Consider the following 22,524-nt stretch of genomic DNA (forward strand, 5'->3'; position numbering starts at 1 on the left):
GCGCGCGGGGCCCGTGGCGTCAGGGGCGCCGCTCCACCCGGACGATCAGTTCGACGGTTCGTCCGGCGAGGACGTCCACGGGGCCGAAGCGTTTCCTGGGGTACTCGCTTGAGCCGCCGTCGTAGGAGGTGTTCGCCTGGGACCGGACGTACTGCACGATGGCGTCGGCGTCCGCGTCGGGGGCGATGAAGGCCAGGAAGGCACGCAGGGCACGGGCCTCGCCGTCGTCCAGCACTGTTTCCGGCAGGTCGCCGGGCCACCGGATGCTTCCTTCCGTGAAGGCCTGAGCGGCCGGACGGAATTCGACGCCCATCGATTCCCCGGGCAGGGTGGGGTGGTCGAAGCGGTAGCTGTGGTTGCGACCCCCGGATTTCAAGTCCCACTCGTCTTTCTCCTGAAGGGTGTTCGCCTGGAACAGGGCGCTGCGTTCGAAGGCCGCCTGACTGAACGGGGACTCGGTGGTGGGTGGTGTCTCGTCCGGGACGGTGGGTTCGGGTGTCGTGGGGGGCGGGGTGGTCTCGGTGACGGGTGGCGTGACGGTGGGGGTGGCGGCGGGGGTGTCCTGGCGGGTGTGGTCTGGTCGGTGGGGACGGTGAGGATGGCGATGACGAACACGACTGGGGAGAGCAGGATGGCCAGGAGCCCGGTGCGTTTGCGCCCGCGGCGCTGACGCACGGCCCGGATGAGGAGCGTGACGCCGCCGAACAGCATGACGACGCTCAGGAGCCACAGAACAATCCACATGCGGTTCAGGAGAGCACAGGTGGCGCGGATCAGCTCGCTGAGTTGAGCGGGGGAGTGTCCGTCTTCGGGGCGTGCGTCGGAACGGCAACGTCGGATCAGCGTCAGGTTGCGCAGCTCACGGGTGGGTTCGGAGGGCGGTGGGCTATGGTCTGCGTGCTGCGTGCGGCGGCATCGTCCAGGCTGCACCGGTGACGTTTGCTTGAGGAGATCAATGGCTAAGAAAAAAATGGGGCAGAACTTCGTCACGCGCCTGCTCAAACCTGTCCGGAAGCTGGTGCAGCCTCTGCTGCCGGTGGTGCAGCGCATCTGGGCGCCCGTCGCGGCAGTCGGCAACAAGCTCCCGGATTTTGCTGGCGCGCAGCGCAGCGTGGCGCGGGATCTCGGGGGGTGTGCGCTGGCGCTGAAGAAGAAGGCACAGGATGAGCCGCTTCACCGGTCCGTGGTCCTGTATGTTCGCGCCTACCTGCTCGCGCTGGCGAGCGTCGCGATTCACTTCTACGTTGCCAATGGCGTGTCTGCCCTCCCGTTGGCGCTGCTCAAAGCTGCCCTGTTCGTCGTTGGTGTGCTCGGGATCGGGATTGCCACGGGTACGTTGTTGCTCTTGGTGGCTGCCGCACTCATCGCCACGGTGGGGCTCGCGTTGACCAAGGGTCGGAAGGCCCTGGAGGACATGCAGCCTGAGGAGGAGCCGGTCCTGCGCAGTTGGCGGGAGATTGTTCACCGGGCGTACAGCGCGCTCCGCCGTCGGCCGCCGCTGGGCTGATCACCTCAGGGGGCAGGACAGGGCGTCCGACACTGGTACTGAGCAGGGCGAGGGGGGTATGCCAGATAGATGGCATACCCCCCTGTAGAACGATGAAAACCAAGGACACGGCAGGCTCGCCGCTCACTGATCCCGAACAGCTGCCGCACTTCCCGGATGACCCGTCGTTTGACGGGCGTCTGGGCCTGCGACGACTGGTCGGGATTCACCACTTTCTGCCAACCACCTCTTTCAAGATGCTGTTGTCGAGCGCCAGATCCGCGACCAACTTCTTCAAGCGGCGATTTTCTTCTTCCAGCTGACGGACGCGCTTCGCGTCGTCCTTGGTCATGCCCCCATACCGTGCCTGCCAACGGTGAATGGTGGCCTTGGAGACCCCGGACAACCGAGCGACGTCACCGACCGCGGTGCCCGCCTCAACCTGGGCCAAGACATCGAAGATCTCGTTTTCGCTGTACTGCTTGTGTTTCATGACCCCTCCCTGGAGACGATCTTGTCTCATTCGTAGTGGGCCGACCAATTGGGGTCACGTCAGTACGGCGACACCACCGCTGGCGAAGCCAAACGGCTTCGCCAGCTTGAAAAGGAGAACGCCCGCCTGCTGAAAATAGTCGGGCAGCAACGCCTGGAAATCGATGCCATGAAGGACGTGATCCAGAAAAAGCGGTGACGCCCGCCGTGAGACGGGCGGCAGCGAGGCAACTCGTTGCCGCCCAGGTCAAGCCCGAACGGGCTTGCCTCCTGGTGGGCATTCCCAGATCCAGCTGGTACTACCGTCCGTCTGTGATTAGCGGTCGGCCGAAAGGCCGAGTACCGGGTCAGCTCATCAAGCCGGTCAGGACCGCGACGGGGTCCTGACCGCGCAACCGCGCCGTCTCCACGGTGGACTTGATCCGCATGTACGTCTGCGCACCCACCGCGTTCTTGCTGCACTGTGAGACCTTCCTCGCCATCACCACCGTCCGCAGGCTCCGTTCCGCGGCGTTGTTCGTCGGTGGAATGTCCGGGTCCTTCAAGAACCGCCATAACCGACCGAGCACACGCTGCTTCAGGATTCCGAGTCGGAGTCGCTCGTTCGCCTTCGATTTCAGTGGTGCCCGGTTCAGCAGGGCATCCAGGCGCAGGGTGAGTCCCTCACCCTGCTGCGCGTATTCCTCTCGCGTACAGACCCCGGTCGTCACCTCCCGGTGCAGTCGGATGCCATCCCGGAACACCTGCGCGACCCGTTGCCCGTACCGCTCTCCCCGCCCGGGTTGCCGCTGGAGAACCGCGGCGACCTCATCCGCGTTGCGGATCAGGTGCGCCAGGCACTTCTGCTGCCGGACGTCCTGCAGGAAGCGGCTGTCGTACGAGGAGAAGCGGTCACTGATCAGCACGCCGGCGAAGTTGTGCCCCAGGCCTTCCCGGACTTCCACGTTCGTATGCCGCAGGTTCGCGCGGAACAGCACGGTGTCCGCGCTGCGGAACGTACCCACCCAGGCGTTCTGAGCGCCGATCCGCCAGCCGGTATCGTCGTGATGCACGAACGGCGCCTGTTGAATCTGTGTCTGCAGCGTGTCCACGTGGGCCGCCAGGGCGCTGCCGTCGACTGCAAGCCGCTGGGCGGCTTGCGTGATCGCACTCTGCGTGATCTGGAGGCCGCCGAGGAGGTCCATGACCCGACCAATGCGGCGGACCAGGAGGCCCAGCTCGTGATGCAGGGTCTGCAGGGTGGCGTGCAGGACGGGCCCAAGGCGATGAGAGGTCGCGCCGACCTGATCGGCTTTCAGATCGGGATGGTCACCACGCACCGCGTGGTGACACTGCGGGCACGCCATGACGGGCACGTGGTACTCGGTGACCTGCATGGCGTTCTGGGGGACGAGTTCCGTGACCCAGGCCTTGTCCTGACGGGTGAAGATCAGCAGACCCATGAACCCACAGCGAGGACAGGTGTTGGGCGCGTCGACCTCCACGGTGGCCCTGATCTGCTCCGGCGTGGGTGGGGCCTTGTGGGCGAAAGTGCCTTCACCAGGACGCCGTCCTGGTGATTTGAGATCGGCGGTCCGCTTCTCCCGACTGAAGGGGGCAGCGTACCTGCGTTCCCGCCGCTCCAGCTCTTCGATGCGCTTCTTCAGGCGGGCGATGTCCGCCTTGAGGGCCTTGTTCTCGGCGATCAGTTGGTCGATCTGCTCGGATTGGCGACGGATGATCTCGAAGAGATCTTTCTCGGTCACCCCGGAGCCCATACCCAGCATGGTAACGGCAAGAGTGCCCGGCCGGCGGCCGGGCACCTGTGACGGGCGCTAATCACAGACCCGGGCGTTTTACAACGAGAGGCGGCCACATTCGTCGCTGGGCTACCGAACCCCTCACGAGTACGCCGAACAGTCCAGGGGGCGGCCGAACGCCCCCCTGTGCGGACAGGACACCGCACAGGCGAACGTCCGACCTTCCCCTGGTCAGGTAGGAACCGCTGATGATGTACCCTGCTCTTGAGCCGAGTCTCTACTCGAAACTGTCCAAACTTTGGGGCCAGCCCACTGCGGGATGTGAAAAGCCTGGAACGGCTGGTCATGGTGATCTCGGTGGCGATGTTGCTGCTGGTGTCCGAGGGGCTGGACGTGGTGGAGCGTGGGGATCGACGACGCGTCGATCCCCACTGGCAGCGCGGATTTAGCTACCTGAAGATTGGGCACAAAGCGATGAGCTACGCGCTGAGTCGAGGTCAGAGGTTCTTCAGAACCCTGAGATTGCGGGGCGGCCCGGACCCCGAGCCACCGAAGCCCAGAAAACGCGGCCAGCCGTCCTCGTTGGAAGCACTCAAGAACGGCTGGCACGTCAGTTTTCACTTCATCTCATAAAATCTGTCAGGCGGTTAGGGGAAAGCAGACCGCAAAGCGGTCTGCAAGGTATCGTGAGGTGGTCGGCTCCTAGGAGTTTTCATCGCAGAAACACCGTACAGGAGCCGACTTTCTGCTGCTTACTGTGCGTTTTGAAGGGTAGTTAGGCCGGGATGGTGGTCACATCAGCTCGCGCAACTGGCTGGATCCAACTACAATGTGGCTAAACAAGAGAGAGGAGGTGAAATAATGAAAATCAAATTTGTCAAAGTTGAGAAGATCAAGGCCACTAATGGCTCTGTTACTCTTTGCCTGAACCCCGGCGACGGCGTTTGGTACCTGTGCTCGTAATCTAAACATCGGCGAGACGGAAGTGATGATGCATCATCACTTCCGTCTCGCCGATGTTTATTCAAACCTAATGGCGTCTTATCGTCATGGTTATATTTTGAATCTATGCAAGCTTTTGAACTCGCTTTTTCGATATCCTCTCGGCAAGCAGCTTGAAACCAATAAAAATAGGTGTTGTCATCCGCAAAACGGCCATAAGGGCAATGATTAGGCTCCCCCAAAAGTCGAAAGACCAGATTGATCCTGACTGAAGTGTATTAATCGTCCATTTCAGCATAATCAACGAGCTTGGGATCATAATTTTAATCAAGAAAATGATGGTCCAGAGTACGCCGAGCAGCAGAATGATGATGAACCATCGCGAAGCAGTGATATCGTTAATATGAGCATTTTCAAATTTTTTTGATTCATCTCTACTAATTAGCCTGAGGGCCGATTTCAGTCTTATCCATGATATTTCATAGAGATTGAAGCAATTGAATATATTGACAATTATAAGATAAAGATCCGTTCGAAGAAAAATAAGAAGCTGCCATGATATACTAATGGACTGGAGAAGAATAACGAGGCCCGAGATCCTATAAATAGTTCCGGATATATCCCCAATACCGAAATACCACATTAGCTTTATTACAATCGCTATGAAGAGGATACAAGTGTCGTTTGCCAAGCCTGCCATTATGGGTGAGTATCTATGTCTTTTCTCCTTTAACCATAGGTTGCTGAGATCAACTTCTGCGACAGGAAATAAAAATCTGTGCCCGAAGCTGAACCTTGCTTCGATGCCAGTAGCGCGAGCTGCCAGATAATGACTGATTTCGTGAACGATTAAAAATACAAAGGACAGGATCGCCGCTGTGATAACCGATACAGTTAGGCTTGAGTGAAATGCTAAGTGGTGAGGAAGAGGTCGAATATAGGGAATAAAAGCTAAGCAGTAAAGACTGATGAGCGCACAGACTGCGTACATCGACCATGAAAATGGGTGATATATAAGTTTTAATATCGACACTGGTATCATGTCAAAAAATATTTGACTTGAGGTTTTTTATGCTGCATATGATATTTGCTCTGCTGATCTAATTCAATCATGCCCAACTCCTCTAGATTTTCGAGAAAGTCAGAGGTATCAATTTCTTCATTAAATTCCGATAAGACATGTTTTTGGACTTCTTGTGGGGTTAAACCAGATTTCAATCCATTGAGTACAGCTAGACCAATCTCAGGTAGAGCAAATCGAATTTCCCCGTTTTTGGCACTGATTACATAATGATCATCCTGCTTGACATACTCAAAGTCAGTCAAAAAGATCTGCTCACTGAGTCGGGTCGAACTGGAAGTATGCACAGAATGATTTTGGGCCGTCATGCCTTTACATACGCTGCAATATTCATTCTTATGCCACTTCGAAATTATTTTTGTTTCGCCTGTAACGAAATCAATGCACCACACCTTTCCACCCGAGATGGGTGGAGAGATGTTCGTAATGTATTTGACGGCCTCTAGCGCCATGGCTCCACCCAACTGGCTGACCGCTGGACCAATCGCTCTATTCTTGATTACGAGCGGGCGAATGATTTCGCCTGTGGTGTGTCCGTCGCTAGCGGATCGCCAGCAGGCCAAACACCCAGTTGTATGAGGATCGAGGGAATAGAAGAGTGCTTGCGTAGCCTGCATGCCACCAATGATCAACGTGATTCCTAAATCTACGCAGGCCGCATTGGCCCACATCTGGATTTCGGATGGTGTATCTGCCGTTAAAACTACCACATCGGAATTCTGAATTGCATCCTTAAAATCATCTGGACCATTAATCTTTTTATTGATTCCAATTATATTTATGCTTGGATTATTATTCCTAGCTTTCTTGCTTGCAACTTCTATTTTAGATTTTCCAACATCTGATTCTTCATATAAAAACTGCCTATTAAGATTTTTTTGCTCGACTGTGTCAAAGTCAATGAGAACAATTGTTCCGATACCAAGGCCCAGAAGATTCATCAGAACAGTAGATCCAACCCCGCCCGTCCCGACAAGTACAACCCTGGATGCTTCCAACATTTTTTGATAGTCGCCGCAAGAATCTTTTAATGTACTAAAGCTTTCGAAGAAATTGAGATTATTGTAATATCGTTCATGTATATTTTCTTGCTCATCGGTAAGCATCAACATTTTATTCTGATCAAGCCAGCGAAAGAAAGCACCTAGCTCGTGCTTATTTTTGTTTCGCCGAATGAGATTTTGAATGTCCTCCTCGTCATAAGTTCCATCCAGAATTTTAATGATTTCTAAGTGCTTGAGGTTCTGAGACTCGTACAGAGAAGACTTGCCTGCTTCCATCTGAAAATAGACGTTATTACCAGAAACTGAAATCTGGTAACCTTTAAGTAAAATATTATTTTTCTTCGATATCATTGTCAGAAAAAATGATTTTCTCAGAGAAATCCATGCCACATCCCATAGGATGCGACGACTTAGTTGACAGCTCACCATTCTCAAATATGGCCGCGAGGACACCTAAATCAATATCACCACTCTTCGCCCCCTGGATTCTGACTTGACACTCGCCGCCCGCTTGAATTTGCGCAAGTTCAGTAGGAGTGACAAAACCACTAATCGTAACGCCACCAGCAGTAATACTCAAAAATTCAGTTGCAGCTTCCATACGGCGCAGAATATCGCGGATAAAAAACTGGCGCGACCACATGTGACCATGACCTTGCCTCTGTTTCCCCAGCACATGGCACTTCGCCAAAAATGGCGTCCTGAACGCAGTTTGGCATAGCAAGGGGCAGTATCTGAGCCTGTGACGAGCTCCGATACTGCCCGCCTGCATGCTGACACGCTGGCCGACCACCTGAAAACCCACCTCTCTCATCGCCGCGTTGACGCTCTGAAGCGGCTGGCAGAAGTGCTCCTGGCGGTGCTCCAGGCCGAATCAACCTGACTACCCTTCAAAACGGGGCATGAGTGTGCTCAGGATGCGCCAGGACATGCCGGACGGATGCAGTAGAAGATCCTGGAGATGATCAAGCCCGAATCGAAACACGGACACCGCACGGTGTCCGTGTTTCTTTACTTTGGTAGCGGTTCGACGTGCCACGACCTCGCCCGTCACGCACGCCCAGATGAAGGCGACGCTGACGACCGTCAGGAGCGAAGAAACTCGTTCGGCGCGCGCCCCGTGGAACTGGCCGACCTGCTGGATGCCACGTGGAGCGTCGATCAGGGCGGAGCGGTGAGCGGTCCGGACCAGGAATCCCGCACGCATCTCGCCGATCGCCCGGGCTGCGACGAGGACCTCCGCGCTGAAGCCTGGGTGGCGTGGCGGGACGACCTGATCGCGGACGGGCGGAGTGTCGACGACGCCATGTACTGGCTGGATGTGGCGTTCGTGCAGCCCTGCCCGGAGGACACCTGATGACCCAGGGCCCCCGATCAGGGGAAAGACACGTGTGCTTTCCCCGGCGACACCCGCCTGCGTACAGTGCTGGGTGATGACCACCAACCCACTCCATGTGCTGCGCGTCCTGCTGGTGGATGATAACCCCGCCGATCAACTCCTGGCCCTCGAAGCGTTCGCTGATCACGACGCGCGGGTCCACGTCTCCGTCTGCAATGACGGTCCGGAGGCCCTGTCCGTCCTGACGAGCGGGCGTGACCTGCCGGACGTGGTCGTACTCGACCTGAACATGCCCGTCATGTCGGGCTTCGACGTGATCCGCGAGATTCGTAGCGCCCCAGCTCTGAAGCACCTGCCGGTCGTGATCCTCTCGACGAGCAGTGACCGCGAGGACATCCGGCGGGCCTACGACCTGCTCGCCAGCGCGTACCTCGTGAAGAGCGCGAGCTTCCCGGCGTTCGTGGAGCAGGTCGACCGGTTCGTGGCGTTCTGGCACAGCTGCCGCTTCCCCGGCCGCACTGATCAGACCGCGTAGTCCCGGCGCGCCGGGTTCACCGGAGCGCGCCCTCCACCGGCCGCCACTGCACCTGCATTTCCGCGACGGGCCGGTCGAACAGTCCGGCGCCGCGAGTGCTGAACAGCTGCTCCCAGTCGGCCGGGTCGAGCGCCTTGCGCAGCCGAGTGGCGTAGTTCTGCACGAGCGCCGCGCGGTAGTGCCCCGCGTCGTAATCGCGCCCGTCCGGGTCGGTCAGGACGCTCAGGCCTGCCCCCGCGCGGACGTACAGGTCAACGCGGTCCCCTACCCGGAAGTCCAGGCCCGCCTGCCACGCCGCTTCCAGGTGCGCTTCCCTGCGCTGGCCGCGCGTCTGCGCGTAGTCGGCGCGCGCCTTGCCGATCCGGACGCGGGTGCTCACCTCCGCGTTCGTGACGTCACGCGCCGTCAGCCGGTTCGTCGTGTCCTCGAACGCCGCCTGCACGCCGGGCACGTCATCCTGTAGCAGGGCCCGCAGCGCCGTTCGCAGGAAGGCCGTGCCGTACCGCTCGGACCGGCTGGACTCGAACGACGCGCCGCTGAGGTCCAGTGTGCCGTCGTAGCGGAGCAGCACGTAATTCTTCACCTGGTGGCTCAGCATGGCCTGCGCGCGGCCGTCGAACTCCAGCGTGATGCCGTCCGGGAGGACCGCCGAGACTTCGCTGATCAGTTGTCTCTCCTGCGCTTCGCCGATATCCCCGCCCGTGCTGAAGTACACGCCGTCCGTGTCCGACTCGATCAACTGCACGCCCCGGGCTTCCAGGGCGCCCGTCACCTGCTGGAGCAGGGCCCGGCCCCGGGCGGTGACGCGGTCGGCAGCCTCCCGGTCTCCCAGCCGTGCGAGCCGCCCGGCGCCGAGGTAGCCGTACGCGGCGTTCACGACGAGCTTCATGGCGTCCTGCATCGCGTGGTGCTCCCGGCGCTGCGGGCCACTCAGGGTGGCGTCGCGGGCAGCCCGCTTGTGGGTGAGCCGCTGGGTGGTCAGGTCATGCGTACGCTGGTGAAATCCGGCGGGCGGCGCTGGAGTTATCCGGCACGTCCCGCTGGATGAAATCGGCACCCTGCGCTGGGCGAATCCGGCACCCTCTGCTGGATGTCGGCACCCGACACGTAGACGAGACTCCCTTGGTCATCCTGAAGGATGACCAGAAAGCGAGCGTCTATGCGAAAAATCAGAGAAGTCTTGCGCTTGAAGTTGGACCTCAAACTGAGCGACCACCAGGTCGGGCAGAGTGTCGGTCTGGCGCGCAGCACGGTTCAGGACTACGTCATCCGAGCGAAACAGGCCGGGCTGACCTGGCCACTTCCCCCTGACCTGGATGACCACCAGCTTGAACAGCAACTGTTCAAGCAACAGGATCAGGCGGCGCAGCGTGCCGTGCACATTCCCGATTGGGCTGCACTGGACCGAGAACTCCGGCGCAAAGGCGTTACACGCCAACTCCTGTGGGAAGAATATCGGCGCCAGCATCCCGATGGCTGGCAGTACGCGACGTTCAACGAACACTACCGTCACTGGAAAGCCGCGAGCGGTTTGACCATGCGTCAAACCCACCGAGCAGGGGAAAAACTCTTCGTCGACTACGCCGGACTGACCGTGCCCATCACGGATCCAAAAACCGGAAAAGTAAGTGCAGGACAGGTGTTTGTGGCGACCCTGGGAGCCAGTGACTATACCTACGCGGAAGTCACACGCACGCAGAGCGTTCCGGACTGGATTGCCTCGCATGTCCGTGCCCTGGCGTTTTTCGGCGGTGTCCCGGACATCATCGTTCCTGACAACCTCAAGGCTGGCGTGCACCACGCCAGCCGCTACGAACCTGAGCTGAACCGCACCTATCAGGAGTTTGCCCAGCACTACGATGTCGCGATCATTCCGACCCGGGTTCGTAAGCCCAAAGACAAGGCCCTGGTCGAAGTGCATGTGCAAATCGTGGAACGCCGGATTCTGGCGCCCCTTCGTGATCGGGTGTTGTTCAGCGTGTCGGAAGCGAATGCACTGATCTGGGCGCTGGTCGAGGCACTGAATCAGCAACCGTTTCAGAAACGACCCGGCAGTCGGCGCAGTGAGTTCGAAGCCCTGGATCGCCCCCTACTCCGCCCTTTACCCATCCAACCGTTCGAAATTGCGGAGTGGAAGCAGGCTGTGGTGGGGCTGGATTACCACGTCGTCGTCCTGGGGCACGCCTATAGCGTGCCCCACCTGCACGCCAGGACGCGGGTGGATGTTCGCCTGACTCCGCAGCTCATCGAAATCTACCGGGCAGGACAGCGGATCGCCGTGCACCACCGGGTGTCAGAGGAGCACGGCAGGACGATGCGGCACACGACATTGGCGGAACATATGCCGACCCATCATCGGCAGCTCGCTGCTCTGAACGCGGATGCCTTGATCCAGCAAGCCCAAGCCATTGGTGAACAGACCGCCGCGCTGGTCTGCGCCATTTTCGATGGTGAACAGCATCCTGAACAGCAAAAACGCACGGTGTTGGGCATTCTCCGGTTGCACCGTGAATATGGCGCGCGGCTGGAAGCCGCGTGCCGCCGTGCCCTGTTTTTGCAGGCCCACAGCCTGCAGAGCGTCCGTTCCATCCTGAAGCACCGCCTGGACGAGGCCGAACTGCCCGCGGCCTCTGAGGTGCTGCCCGTGGCGGTTCACAGCAATCTCCGTGGCCCGCAGTACTTCGCCGATCTCGACGAACCCGACACGGACCGCGTGTTGAATTGAGGTTTTGATGCTCCTGCACCCTGTGATTCAACAACTCCGCACGCTCAAACTCGATGGCATGGCCCTGGCGCTTCAGGAACAGCAGGAACAGGCCAGCATCCGCGAACTGAGCTTCGAAGAACGCTTGACCCTCCTGTTGGAACGCGAGCGCGTGATTCGGGATACCAAAGGCATGCAGCGCCGCCTGTCGGCGGCGCGGCTGAAACAGAACGTCAGCATGGAGGAGGTGGATGTCAAACATCCACGTGGGCTCGACGCCAAACTGTTCAGGTCACTTCACAGCGGGCAATGGATCGCCGAAAAGAGAGGTGTCATCATCACCGGCCCGACGGGGGTCGGCAAGACGTTCATTGGGTGTGCCCTGGCACACCAGGCCTGCCGCCAGGGGTTTACCGCGCTGTACGCACAAACAGGACGACTGCTTGGGGACATGACGCTGGCCAAAGGCGACGGGCGGTACCTGAAGTTGCTCGCTCACCTGGCCAAGGTGCAGGTGCTGATTCTGGACGACTGGGGGCTGGATGTGCCGACGCCAGAAGGCAGAAGAATTCTCCTGGAGATTCTGGATGACCGCTATGAGCGGTCATCCACCATCATCACCAGTCAATTTCCGACGTCGGCCTGGCACGCCAATCTGGGTGATCCGACACTGGCGGACGCGATCTTGGATCGCGTCCTGCATCACGCCTACCGGATTGAATTGAAGGGAGAAAGTCTGCGGAAGAGGTCGCGTCACTTGACCCCATCAGCCGTCAGCCTTTCATAATGGACACAGCTCGTCTGCCGTGGGGGAGAGTGCCGGATAACCTCAGCATGAGGTGCCGGATAACTCCAGCGGCGACTGCCGGATTAGCCAGCATACGCAGGTCACTCACGATCCGGTGGAAGACGCCAAGTTCGTCCTGGAGTGGCCCGATGCCCTCGGCGCGGATGATGCTGGGGTACATGCTCGCCACGTCCGCCTTGACGACGTGCCGCAGGACGCCCTCGGCGTGCAATTGCACGTGCCCACCCCTGTGCGGTTCGAGGTGCCCCCGTTCCGACGCAGGGAAGGGCCGACCTGCTTCGACATATGCGCGGATCAGCATGGGTTCGAGCACGCCCTTGGCAGGCCCGGCGCGGGTCAGGCGGTGGTACGGGCGGGGCGTCAGGCGGGCCAGCGCGAAACTCGGGGCCAGCACGATGCGGGCCAGATCGTCCACCTCCTGCACGTCCTGCCGCGCGTACTGCCGCACGCGGGCCGGGTGGTCGCGGTAGGTGCTCACGATCTCCGCCCCTTCCAGGTAGACGCGGCCTTCCGGGGCGATGCCAAAGTGCCGCGCGGCGGCCTTCAGGCCACTGGACGGCAGATTCAACCGGCGGACGGCGTCGAGCGTGTCGAGGATCTCCCGCCCGGGGCAGACCCACATCGGCACGCGGCTCCCGTCGTCGACCGTCCAGGGCACGCCGTCTCCGGACCGGCCGAGCCGGAAGGGAATGCCGTGTCGCCGGGCGCGGGCGGCCAGGAACGGCAGGTCGAAGCCGTGGATGAAGTGGTTCTCGATGACGTCCGGGTCACGCTCCTGCACCAGGGCCAGGAACGCCTCGATGATCTCGGGCTCCTGCACGGGGCGCCTGGCTTCGAGCAGGGTGTCCAGGCCGCGGTTGTCGCGCACGGCGATCAGGAACAGGCGGCCCTCGTCGGGGCTCAGCGCCGTGGTTTCCAGGTCGAACTGCAGGCGGACGGGCTGATCGAAGGTCAGTCCCTGGTGGTACGTCTGCCCGGTGGTGATGAGGTACTGCTCCGCGTAGCCCACTCGGAGGTACCCATTGAGGTCACCAAGAGCAGGTCTCGCCTTCAGGCTGCGGGCGGTGACGGCGCCCCGCTGGATCTCCCCTTCCAGTTGCCGGGGACTGGGACCGCTCAGGAGGTAGCGGTAGGCGCGGGGATCCACCGGCCCGTCCGGAGCGAGGTCCTGGGCATGGAAGGCTGCGTGCATTGGAGCTGGGCCAGGAGCGACGGTCAGTCGGCTCCCGAGGTGCAGCAGCTCATCGACGTTCCGGGCGTAGATCCAGCCGCGCTGCCGGGTGCGCTGCACGCGCCCCTCACCGGTGACCGGGTCGCGCCGCCAGACGTCCACCGCGCCGTCCGCCGTGGCGTGCACTGAGACGATGCCCGGCAGGGGGGTGATCAGGTCGGGGGCGGGAACGTGCACCACCCCAGTATCCCTGCCGGGGCGCTCAGTAGCCTGAGCAGGGCCCGACACCATCACTGCGGCCAGAGGTCGGGCAGGGCGGCACGGGGGTAGCTGTCGAAGTCGTCATGAGAGACAGTGTTGCAGAGTCGGCACCCTGAGGAAGGCTCACCGGTCAGATGCGCCGGGCGCTGCGCCGCAGCGTTCGGGTCAGGGCCACTGACGCCCGCCCGGCCGCCTCATGCTGATTCAGGCTGGCCGTCACCTCACCCTCCGGGTCCACCTATGTCCTCAGCAGCGTGGGCAGGTGCTCCAGTTCAATCATTCGCCTGACACTCTCACAGCCCTTGAGTGTCGCTGGAAAACGGCGACGACGCCCAGCGTCGCGATGCAATCATCAGACAAGACACAGTTCTGGTGTTCACAATAGCCTCTATGAATCCACCCCTGCGTGACTGGCTACGCCTCCTTCTTCCCCTGAGTTTTGTTATGTCTATTTGGTTCACCGTCCGTTCTCGGGTGGCCGTTGGAACTGTTCGTGGACCCAGCGATTTTGCTGGCGAAATCCCTATTTTGAACATTTATGGCTTTCCTTTCGGCTATACCCACGCCAAAGATTCAGTTTCCGCCGAAAGCATGGTTTACGTTATGCCGCTTCTGGGAAATGCACTTATCTACTCCGTGTTTTTTCTGGGCATTGCTTGGCTTGTTCGTGGTCGACTTCGTCAACCAAAGCGCTGGATCAAATTTATTATTTGGATTGCCTCTATTCTAACTTTAGCGTTTATTGTATTGCTCGCCGGAATTGGAGACTGGCAATTGTTCTTCCCATATGAGCATATCAATGTCATGAAGCGCGAGGTGTCGATTGGGCTTCCAATCGACACCTCGCATTACTGATTCCTGCTTAAATCGATAACGACGCGGTGAAGGGCGTACCCCGGATGAAGGCCAGAGGCAACCCTCTGCGACGGATTCGCTGCCATCCCACTGTCAATCGCTTTTTCAACGCTGCAACCGATAGCGCGCAGAAGTTCCCCACCACATTCCGCTTGAGGGTAGAACCACAGGACAGCGTGGAGTGATGAGCAACGAGATCGGGAAGATGGAGTGGTATGCAGCCAACTCCCTCTTCCCGACGCACTGATGATACGCCCCGATGCCCGTATTGCCCGTCGCCCACCAGAGTGGGCGTTCATTCCCGTCGCGACGCTCGATACCGCTGTCATCGCTGCCACACGACGTTCACCGCGACGCACGGCACACCGCTCTATCGACTCAAGACCGATCCGAACATCGTCCAACTAGTACTGACCCTCCTCACCTTCGGTTGCCCCATCCCAGCAGTGGTCATGGCCTTCAAGATCGACGAGCGCACACTGGCCGACTGGGTGAGGAAAGCCGGTGAACACGCGCAGCGTGTTCACGAGCACCTTGTCTGTCAGGGCCAGTTGCATCTCGGGCAGGTGCAGGCGGACGAACTCTGGTGTCGGACCCAACGGGGCGTGCGGTGGCTGGCAACGGCCGTCTGCGTCTCCTCACGACTGCTCCTGTGGGGTGCGTTGGCTGCTGAGCGAACGCACGCCCTGATCGCCGAGGTCGTGAATCAGGTGCACTGCGCTGCACAGCTTCAATCACCAGTGCTGTGGGCAACAGATGGATACGGCGCGTGGAAAACACAGGTTCTCAGGATGTTCCGGACGCCGCGGCACACTGGGCGCCGTGGGCGCCCAGCGTTGGTGCCCTGGGCGGAGTTGCACATCGTGCAGGTCGTGAAACGAACCTCCCGTGACCGAATCGAGCGACGCATCGCATTCGGTGATCTCTTCGAAGCGCTGCACCTGATCGAAGCGTCGCAAGGTCGCCCGGGTACCGTGAACACCGCATTCGTGGAACGGTTGAACGCGACCCTCCGGACGTGGTTGCCGGCACTGGTCCGTCGCTCCCGGCATGCCGGGAGCGACGGCGAGCGACTGGAACGTCACTTCTTCCTGGTGTTGGCGGCGTACAACCTCATTCGTCCACATCGGTCACTTCGGGTGCAGGTGAATGGTCGGTGGGTGGATCGAACGCCGGGGATGGCCGCAGGTGTGACGGATCACGCCTGGACGGTCGCGGAACTGCTCCGCTATCGGATCGAACCGTTTGTTGAAGCCGCATGATTCAACTCCACGCTGTCCTGTGGTCCTACCCTGCACCTGCTCCAGGTCAGCCTGGTCTACGTCAATACGCTGATGATGCAGCAGGTGCTGTCAGAGCCGGAGTGGCAGGGGCAGTTGACCGGGGCGGACCTGCGGGCCTTGACCCCACTGAAGTGGCAGCACATCAATCCCTACGGCACCTTCACGCTGAATATGCATGAGCGGCTGCCACTCAGGGTCTAGCGGGTACAGGCGAGTTGGACAAATTTTTGTCCTTCGCTAGGTTAAGCCCGACTCGTGCTGCTGTCCGCGAGGGCCTGTGCGTGCCGGAGGGCTTCTCGGTAGTCCTTGTCGCGGGTGTAGCCGAGGGTCTGGGGCGTGCCGGGGTGGTCGCGCAACGCAGCGCGGCGGATCTGGCCTGGGGGAATGAAGGGGAGGTCGTGGTCGCGGGTGACCTGTCGGAGGCGGAGGCGGAGGGCGTCCTGGGTGTCGTAGGGGAACATGCGGAGGTCCTCGGTGCGGCCGTGCGTGTCCGGGTAGAGGGGGTCGTAGCCGGCGCGTTGATGGAGGCGGGTCAGGGCGGCTTCGGTCTGGGGGGTGAGGGGGGTGATGAGGTCACCGCGCAGGAGGGTGCCCTCGTCTGGGGTGAAGGCGCTCCATTTGAGGCGGAGGAGGATGCTGCTGGGGAGGGCGTGGTGCCAGAGGAGGAGGATGGCGGCGTGGAGGGCGGGGTCTTTGTGGGCGACTTTCAGGAGGCGGTCGAGGTCGTCTCTGGTGGGAAGGGGGTCGTCGGCGCGTTCGGCGGTGGCGTTCTGGAAGTCGATGAGGGGGTCGCCGGTGAGGAGGGCGAGGCGGCGCAGGGCTTTGTAGAGGGCGCGGAGGGTGCTGATGCGGGCGTTGCGGGTGTTGGGTTTGGCGCTTGAGCCGTCGAGGTTGGTGGCGAGGATGGTGTGGAGCCAGGGGTGGAAGTCGGGTGGGGGGCGGAGGAGGCTGAGGTGGTCGCGGTGGGCAGCGTGGAGGATGGGTTTGAGGTTGCTGATGTGTTGGGCGGGGGTGCCCTGGAGGAGTTGGTGGTGGTGGAGGGTGGTGATGAGGGTGTCGGGGTCGGCGTCTCTGAGGGCTTGGGTGACCTGCTGGGCGAGCTGGTCGTGGGGGTGGGTCATGCGAATGAGTGTATCTGGCGGCATATAGCTAAAGGGTGTGATAAAGCGTCTCTGCTCTTCTTCGTCACCCCTACGTCCACCATCGCAGGGGTGCCACTAACACTTGTTCAGTCTTGGTTGTGTGGGAAGCCGGGGCCGTTTCACACGCGAGTGAGACTGGATGCTCCGACTCGTGATGCTGCAGCACTCGCCTATGCACGGCAGACTTACCGATCAGCAACAGTGAAGCACCGTAGACGTGGCTGGTACGACGTCACCATCCCCGAATTCGAGTGGGATGGAACACCCTGCACCCTCGTGAACCACTTCCGCGTGGCACGGCCACCCAGTCAGGAAGGTCGAGGCCTGCATGAAACCGCGGCCCGGCAGGCCCTCATGGCGTTGCATCCAGCCAGCTGGGTCATTCCGGAGATCAGCATCCTGTCCGCTGAGGGCTTCTCCGGCCGGACAGATCTCTGTGTGATGCCAGATGAAGGCCACAGCATTGGGTACGAGATCAAAACGGAGAAGGACAGTCTGAGCCGACTGGCACACCAGGTCCGCATGTACGACCACTGCTTTGCGGAGCGAGTTCTCGCTACGACGCCGCGCCACCTGGGAGGGGTGTGCCAGTTACTCCCTGAGACCTGGGGGCTCATCGTGCTGGAGCCAGTCAGTCATGAAGTAGTTAAGCTTGAGCGTCGGCCTCGGCCACAGGACAAGGACCTCGCTGCTGGGCACCTGATCCTGGAAACACTCCGCGTCGAGGAACTCAGCGCACTGCTCCACAACCTAGGGGTGACCCGCACCCACACGATGAACAACGATCAATGCCACGCCCTACTCAACACCCACTATGACGTGGCGACCCTCCGCGAACTGGCCTTCCAGACCCTGGCGGCACGTAAAGGCGGACGCGTCCACGCAACACGGGCAGGGACGTCATGACAAATACTTGGAGCAGGGTGGGAAGAGGAAGGCTCTCGTATGTGCCGCCGTATACGCAAACCAACTCCACACCCCCGAACAAATAAGCGCGTCAACACAGCCACGCTTCCCGGTGACACACCCGTTGAAAACCACCATCCACCCGGAGACACACCTGTTGAAAAAAGCACGGCACCCGGTGACACACCCATTGAATCCAGCCGGCCACCCCAGTGACACACTGGTTGCTAAGCCCAATCAACCGAGTGACACACCCGTTGCACAGGCGGTGTCCCACCCGTTGCGTCCCCTGTGACACACCTGTCGCACCCAAAACACGCCCGGTGACACACCTGTCGCATTGATCACCCACCACGGTGACACACTCATTGCATCCACGGTGACACACCCATTGCAAACAGGCAGAAAACCGCGATCCAGTCGACATCCAATACCCGTCACTGATGATGTCATCATTTCAAATCTTTACTTCTTTTTTCCAGAAGTACCCATAGAATCATCATCACGACCTTGAAGATCCAGCCGCGCCACCACGACGACCTCAACCTCTCCCGCCTCAACCTCATCGTGGCGCTGGACCAAGTTGACATGCAGGAATGGAGCGTCACTTACGAGTCCCGCGGCCGCATCGTCCGCATCAGTTGCGAAGCAGGCGTCAAATACGCCGTCCCACACGGTCTCGACAGTGACGTCAGCGCGGCCCTGATCAACCTCTACATCGAAGAAGGCATGCCTGACGACGGCCGCATCACCGTCGCCGCCACTGCCCTGCTTCACCTGTGCGGCTGGCACAAGTCCGGCAAGTACATGGGCCTGCTGCGCGACTGCCTCGAACGCCTCCACCAGGCGAACTACACCGTCTCCGGTGGATGGCGCGACCACCCCAAACAACGCTGGACGCACGCGAAATTCCACTTCATCGAGTCACTGAACTTCACGACACTCGACGGCGTCGGCCTCTTCGACGAACGCTCCATGATCGTTCTCCGCCTCGCCGAAGACGTCACCGCCAGCATCCGCAGTGGATACCTCAAACCCCTCGACTCCGAGTTCATGACCTCCCTCTCCCGCCCACGCACCCGCGTGCTCTACCGGGTCCTCGACGCCGCCCGCTTCGACCCGGAAAACCCAGACCGGCAGGTCGATACCCTCACCTTCCCCGTCCTCGCCTGGGGCGACCAATGCAAGATCCCCAGCGAAGGTCAGGCCTGGCGGGTCATCCGCGCCCTGACCTCCCCACACCAAGAACTGATCAAACGCGGGTACCTCGCCGACGTCATCCTCTCCGGCCGCGGCAAAGACCAAACCGTCCGCTACGAATTCGCCCGGGACTTCACCAAGGTCGACCCGGCCCTCATGCGCAAATTCCGGGAGTATGGCGTCGCCGACGGCATGGTCCGCAAACTCGTCCGGGAACACGGCGAGAGTTTCCTGACAGAAACCATCACCCGCTTTGCCGCACTGGTCTCCTCCGGCGTCCTGGTCGTCCGGAAAACCAAAGCCGCGGCCCTGATGCACCTGATCGCCCATCCCGACGACTACCCCTACCCGAATAAGCCCGCCCCACCCCCCACGAAAGCTGCACCGACCATGCAGCCTCTACTCGCTGAACCCAGCCTTGAAGAGGACTTCGCGGATCTGACGCCCGAGCGGGCAGCAGACCGCCTGATCCGCCGACTGGACCTGCACTACCGGAAGTTGCTCCGCGCGCCGGACTACGACCAGATCCGACACCGCGTCCTCACAGGCGACATCATTCCAGCAGAACTCCTGCGAACTGCTGTATCGGCCGTCGCCGCTGGAAAACAGGAACAATTCGTGGCCAACTTGAGGCAAGCAACCGGCCACTGACAGGGATCACTCAGCATCGATGTCGAGAGGTGAATTCTCTTCCCCATGTTCCTGACCCAACTCCACAAAGTGTCTCCGCACGACCACGCTCAACTGGCCTGCAAACGACCCAGTTCCGCCGGCCGGATAAAGGGCGCGAGTGGCTCCGCCCCATCCAGCAGTTCCCCACTTGCCCGGTCGAACCGCAATTCCACGTCCCCCAGTGCCACGCGCAGAACCCGCCCGCTCAGCCGCACCTTCCGCGCCAGACGCACACGCAGCAGCGGCCCTTCGAACACGCACACCGGCACCCCCGTCCCGAACAACGCTGGAATGGCCAGCCGCGCCTGCCGCGCCGCCCGCTCGAACAACGCCAGGTGCACCTCGTGCACCGCCACGTACGGCGCCTCCACGCCCTGCAGCAGCGTCAGACCGTCTGCCGCCCACGTGCGCAGCAAGGTCCGGTCCTCTTCCGCCAATGCCGTCAGCCGTTCCCGCACGAGACCCACCGGCATGGGCGTGCCCCCACCGAACAGCGGCCACGCCCCCCGGGGATCCATCAGAGTCGCCATCGGCGGTCCCCCTTCCGGCAGCGCCGGCAACATCGACCGGCACCCCGAGCTGGGCGGCGGCACCGACAGGGCCAGAACAGGCGAGGGCGCCGGAGCAACACCCTCCGGCACCTCGGCCCAGACAGGCAGTTCAGGTGCGACCTCCTCCACTTCTCCAGCGGGTAGGACGCCCGGCATCACCAGCTGCTGCGCCGCCCACGCGTCCTTCCCGTACGCGAACCGCAACACCCGCTGCGCCCGCGTCACCGCCACGAACTGCACCGCCCGCTCCTCCGCCTCGTCCCCCTGACTCAGTGGCATCAGTTCCGGGTACAGGATCGTCACCCGCGGCCACTCCTTGCCCTTCGCCCGGTGTACTGACGCCAGCAGCACGTCCGCCTCCGCGTCCTCCCGGCACAGCTGCCCCAGGAGCGTCAACGCGTCCGCCTGCGTTCCCATCCCCGTGCGCCGCGAGACGACCCACGCCAGGTACCGCAGGCATCGGCCCACGTCGAGGAGTTCCGTCAACGCCCGCCGGGCTCCCTGGTCGCCCGTGCTTGCCCGCGCCTTCAGTGGAGCGGCCACTGGTTCCAGATACGCCCGGACGAGATCTGTGACGGCGTCGTTCCCGAAGTCCGGTGGGAGCGCCTCAGTCACGCCGTCCCGGAGACGCTGCGCGAGATCCCGCCCCGTCACCGCCACACTGAGGTTCCGGCTCATCAACTCCAGCGCGAGGCGGATCAGCGGCGCGTTCGTGCGGCACAGCACCACATCCCCCCGAGCGTACGTGGCCGTTTCCGCACTCGCATGCTCGACGATGCCCGGCTCTGCCCGAGGGGCCGGCCGGATGAAGCTCGAGTGCGCCCGCGCGTACCGCACCACCTCACGCGGACAGCGGAAGGACACGCTCAGCGGAAGTTCGAGGGCATCCACGCGCTCCTTGAGGCGGGACAGCGCCATGGGGTCAGCCCCCGCCCAGGTGTAGATCGACTGGTCGCTGTCCCCCACGAAGATCAGACGGCCAGGGGACGCTGCCGCGCCACGCAGGCCCAGCAGGTGCAGCACGTACCGCTGCCGTAGTGGCGTGAGGTCCTGCGCCTCGTCGACGAGTGCCAGGGACAGGCTCCCAGCCCCGTACCCGAACGTCACCGGCAGCCACAGCAGGTCCGTAAAGTCCGCCGCGCCCGCGTCCGACCAGAGATCCGCGCCCACCTGATGGAACACGGGGATCAAGTCCACCAGCTCGTCGGGCGCCGCGGGCCACTGCGCCCGGTCCGCCAGCCACTTCGCCTGCTCAGGCGTCGGGACGTGCAGGCCTTCCTCGCGCGCGATCGTCCACGCCCGCGCAGCCGGTGCATGGAGCTGCGTGTGGTCCGGGATCACCGTGGACGCGACCAGGCGGCCCTTCTCGTCGAGGATCTGCAAGGGGCTGTTCAGCTGCTGCTGCAGGAGGCGGAATCCATGCGCATGCAGCGTCAGGGCGCGCACCCGGGCCGGTAAGCGAGGCTGGAGGTCCGAGACGGCGTGCCGGTTGTACGCGAAGTACACGCCACGCTCCTCCAGGTGCCACGCCGCCTCCGTCAACGTCGTCGTCTTCCCCGCTCCGGCGGTCGCCCGCAGGAACAGGTGTCGTCTCGACGTCGTGACGGCCGTCATGAATGCGCGCTGTTCCGGGGTGAAGTGCAGGGGAATGGGCCTGGACATGCGGGAACCTCCTGCCTTCACCGTATGCGGCGTAGGGGTGATCACGCTACGGCGATCACCCTCACCGTTCACCGGCGCCTCGACGTCGCTGGACGCCATGCGAACATGCCCGCCAGATGGCGGGCAAGCCTGGACCTCCTGCACGTGCACCTGATCCTGAGCATGCACCCTGAACGCGAACGTCGCCCCCACCGGACCACCCTGCGCCAGGCCCAGCACCACCAGGGCCCGCATCACCCCCAGCGCCCCCGCCGAATCCATGTCCAGCGCCCGCGCAAACATCCCCAGCAGCCCACTGCGCCCAGAGAGCAGCCGCGCGGCCGCCTCCACCTCCAGCAGACCCGCTGCCGGCACCCACGCCACGGGCGCGATGTACCCCGCCCGACCCGAGCGCGTCTCCAGGCCCCCCGGCACCTCCACGGACAGCCACGCCGCCGTGAGTTCCGCCAGCACTTCTCCTGCCCGCGCTTCCCCGACGAGTCTGGTCAGGGCCACCTGGGACAGCCGTCCATCCTGGGAGAGCCGGTCGTACGCAAGTTGCGCGTCCGCGCTCAGGGTCGGCACTGCGAACCGGGCGTCCGGCGGCGTCAGTGGAGGGGTGAAGGGGATCGGGTCGGGGATTGAGGGGATCGGGCGGGCGCGTGGGGCAGTCTTGGGCATGATGGGGTCTCCTGAACGCCACGGCTGAGCG

19 protein-coding genes and 3 pseudogenes are annotated in these 22,524 nt (G+C 61.7%); 12 read left to right on the forward strand and 10 right to left on the reverse strand.

The genetic code is table 11. From position 1 onward, the window contains the following. Positions 1-19 precede the first annotated feature (19 nt). The gene (locus EXW95_RS01955) at positions 20-376 is read right to left on the reverse strand and encodes a hypothetical protein (protein WP_174366053.1); all 357 of its coding nucleotides are present in this window, start codon (positions 374-376) and stop codon (positions 20-22) included. Between the two features lie 579 nt (positions 377-955). Between EXW95_RS01955 and EXW95_RS01960 the strand changes: the two genes are divergently transcribed. After that, positions 956-1,507 carry a hypothetical protein gene (locus EXW95_RS01960; RefSeq protein WP_144012341.1) on the forward strand — a complete coding sequence of 184 codons (552 nt, stop codon included), beginning with the start codon at positions 956-958 and terminating at the stop codon, positions 1,505-1,507. A 205-nt stretch (positions 1,508-1,712) separates the two neighbouring features. Here the strand turns inward: EXW95_RS01960 and EXW95_RS01965 are convergent, their stop codons facing one another. Together EXW95_RS01965 and EXW95_RS01970 are read right to left on the reverse strand one after the other, a co-directional pair. Further along, a complete protein-coding gene (locus tag EXW95_RS01965; RefSeq protein WP_168174667.1) occupies positions 1,713-1,979 on the reverse strand; it encodes a transposase in 267 nt (88 codons plus the stop codon). Between the two features lie 346 nt (positions 1,980-2,325). After that, entirely contained in the window at positions 2,326-3,735 is a 1,410-nt protein-coding gene (locus EXW95_RS01970; RefSeq protein WP_240501482.1) for an IS66 family transposase, read from the reverse strand. Between the two features lie 70 nt (positions 3,736-3,805). On the opposite strand from EXW95_RS01970, the pseudogene EXW95_RS01975 reads away from it, so the two are divergent. After that, a pseudogene (locus tag EXW95_RS01975) lies at positions 3,806-3,985 on the forward strand (hypothetical protein); the annotation flags it as partial. A 53-nt stretch (positions 3,986-4,038) separates the two neighbouring features. Beyond that, positions 4,039-4,350 (forward strand): hypothetical protein, encoded by a 312-nt coding sequence (locus tag EXW95_RS01980; RefSeq protein WP_078305643.1) that lies wholly within the window; start codon positions 4,039-4,041, stop codon positions 4,348-4,350. Positions 4,351-5,697: 1,347 nt separating this feature from the next. On the opposite strand, the gene EXW95_RS01985 is transcribed toward EXW95_RS01980, so the two are convergent. From EXW95_RS01985 to EXW95_RS01995, 3 genes and pseudogenes are all read right to left on the reverse strand, one after another. Next, positions 5,698-7,134, reverse strand: a complete 1,437-nt coding sequence (locus EXW95_RS01985) for a ThiF family adenylyltransferase (protein WP_174366054.1) — start codon at positions 7,132-7,134, stop codon at positions 5,698-5,700. Beyond that, positions 7,076-7,420, reverse strand: a complete 345-nt coding sequence (locus EXW95_RS01990) for a hypothetical protein (protein WP_168174670.1) — start codon at positions 7,418-7,420, stop codon at positions 7,076-7,078. Before EXW95_RS01990 ends, EXW95_RS01985 begins: the two co-directional genes overlap by 59 nt. A gap of 207 nt (positions 7,421-7,627) precedes the next feature. Beyond that, positions 7,628-7,858 (reverse strand): annotated as a pseudogene (locus EXW95_RS01995) (IS4 family transposase); the annotation flags it as partial. A 60-nt stretch (positions 7,859-7,918) separates the two neighbouring features. Here EXW95_RS01995 and EXW95_RS02000 point away from each other — a divergent pair. Both EXW95_RS02000 and EXW95_RS02005 read left to right on the forward strand, forming a co-directional pair. Beyond that, positions 7,919-8,101: a hypothetical protein gene (locus EXW95_RS02000; RefSeq protein WP_254605456.1), complete on the forward strand. Its 183-nt coding sequence runs from the start codon at positions 7,919-7,921 to the stop codon at positions 8,099-8,101. 76 nt (positions 8,102-8,177) lie between these two features. After that, positions 8,178-8,618: a response regulator gene (locus EXW95_RS02005; protein ID WP_078305645.1), complete on the forward strand. Its 441-nt coding sequence runs from the start codon at positions 8,178-8,180 to the stop codon at positions 8,616-8,618. A gap of 16 nt (positions 8,619-8,634) precedes the next feature. Here EXW95_RS02005 and EXW95_RS02010 read toward each other — a convergent pair whose 3' ends face one another. After that, positions 8,635-9,675: a DNA polymerase domain-containing protein gene (locus EXW95_RS02010; RefSeq protein ID WP_168174671.1), complete on the reverse strand. Its 1,041-nt coding sequence runs from the start codon at positions 9,673-9,675 to the stop codon at positions 8,635-8,637. Between the two features lie 102 nt (positions 9,676-9,777). Here EXW95_RS02010 and istA point away from each other — a divergent pair, with 102 nt between their 5' ends. Then, the gene (istA, locus tag EXW95_RS02015; protein ID WP_119673501.1) at positions 9,778-11,343 is read left to right on the forward strand and encodes an IS21 family transposase; all 1,566 of its coding nucleotides are present in this window, start codon (positions 9,778-9,780) and stop codon (positions 11,341-11,343) included. Between the two features lie 7 nt (positions 11,344-11,350). After that, on the forward strand, positions 11,351-12,109 hold the full coding sequence (gene istB / locus EXW95_RS02020; RefSeq protein ID WP_058979396.1) for an IS21-like element helper ATPase IstB: 759 nt from the start codon (positions 11,351-11,353) through the stop codon (positions 12,107-12,109). Here the strand turns inward: istB and EXW95_RS02025 are convergent. After that, positions 12,096-13,538 (reverse strand): ribonuclease H-like domain-containing protein, encoded by a 1,443-nt coding sequence (locus EXW95_RS02025; RefSeq protein WP_240501484.1) that lies wholly within the window; start codon positions 13,536-13,538, stop codon positions 12,096-12,098. The genes istB and EXW95_RS02025 overlap by 14 nt on opposite strands. 414 nt (positions 13,539-13,952) lie before the next feature. On the opposite strand from EXW95_RS02025, the gene EXW95_RS02030 reads away from it, so the two are divergent. From EXW95_RS02030 to EXW95_RS02040, 3 genes and pseudogenes are all read left to right on the forward strand, one after another. After that, on the forward strand, positions 13,953-14,417 hold the full coding sequence (locus EXW95_RS02030; RefSeq protein ID WP_144012343.1) for a hypothetical protein: 465 nt from the start codon (positions 13,953-13,955) through the stop codon (positions 14,415-14,417). 452 nt (positions 14,418-14,869) lie between these two features. Then, the gene (locus EXW95_RS02035; RefSeq protein WP_144012344.1) at positions 14,870-15,679 is read left to right on the forward strand and encodes a transposase; all 810 of its coding nucleotides are present in this window, start codon (positions 14,870-14,872) and stop codon (positions 15,677-15,679) included. Between the two features lie 27 nt (positions 15,680-15,706). Next, positions 15,707-15,901: pseudogene (locus tag EXW95_RS02040) on the forward strand (Tn3 family transposase); the annotation flags it as partial. A 41-nt stretch (positions 15,902-15,942) separates the two neighbouring features. On the opposite strand, the gene EXW95_RS02045 reads toward EXW95_RS02040, so the two are convergent. Further along, positions 15,943-16,821: a hypothetical protein gene (locus EXW95_RS02045; RefSeq protein WP_174366055.1), complete on the reverse strand. Its 879-nt coding sequence runs from the start codon at positions 16,819-16,821 to the stop codon at positions 15,943-15,945. 297 nt (positions 16,822-17,118) lie between these two features. Between EXW95_RS02045 and EXW95_RS02050 the strand changes: the two genes are divergently transcribed. Together EXW95_RS02050 and EXW95_RS02055 are read left to right on the forward strand one after the other, a co-directional pair. Beyond that, the gene (locus tag EXW95_RS02050; RefSeq protein WP_144012352.1) at positions 17,119-17,748 is read left to right on the forward strand and encodes a sce7726 family protein; all 630 of its coding nucleotides are present in this window, start codon (positions 17,119-17,121) and stop codon (positions 17,746-17,748) included. A gap of 510 nt (positions 17,749-18,258) precedes the next feature. Then, positions 18,259-19,599, forward strand: a complete 1,341-nt coding sequence (locus tag EXW95_RS02055) for a replication initiator protein A (protein WP_078305672.1) — start codon at positions 18,259-18,261, stop codon at positions 19,597-19,599. Positions 19,600-19,688: 89 nt separating this feature from the next. On the opposite strand, the gene EXW95_RS02060 is transcribed toward EXW95_RS02055, so the two are convergent. Further along, positions 19,689-22,493, reverse strand: coding sequence for a UvrD-helicase domain-containing protein (locus EXW95_RS02060; RefSeq protein ID WP_240501491.1), 2,805 nt, complete (start codon positions 22,491-22,493; stop codon positions 19,689-19,691). Positions 22,494-22,524 lie beyond the last annotated feature (31 nt).

The organism is Deinococcus sp. JMULE3 (assembly GCF_013337115.1).
GTDB lineage: Bacteria > Deinococcota > Deinococci > Deinococcales > Deinococcaceae > Deinococcus.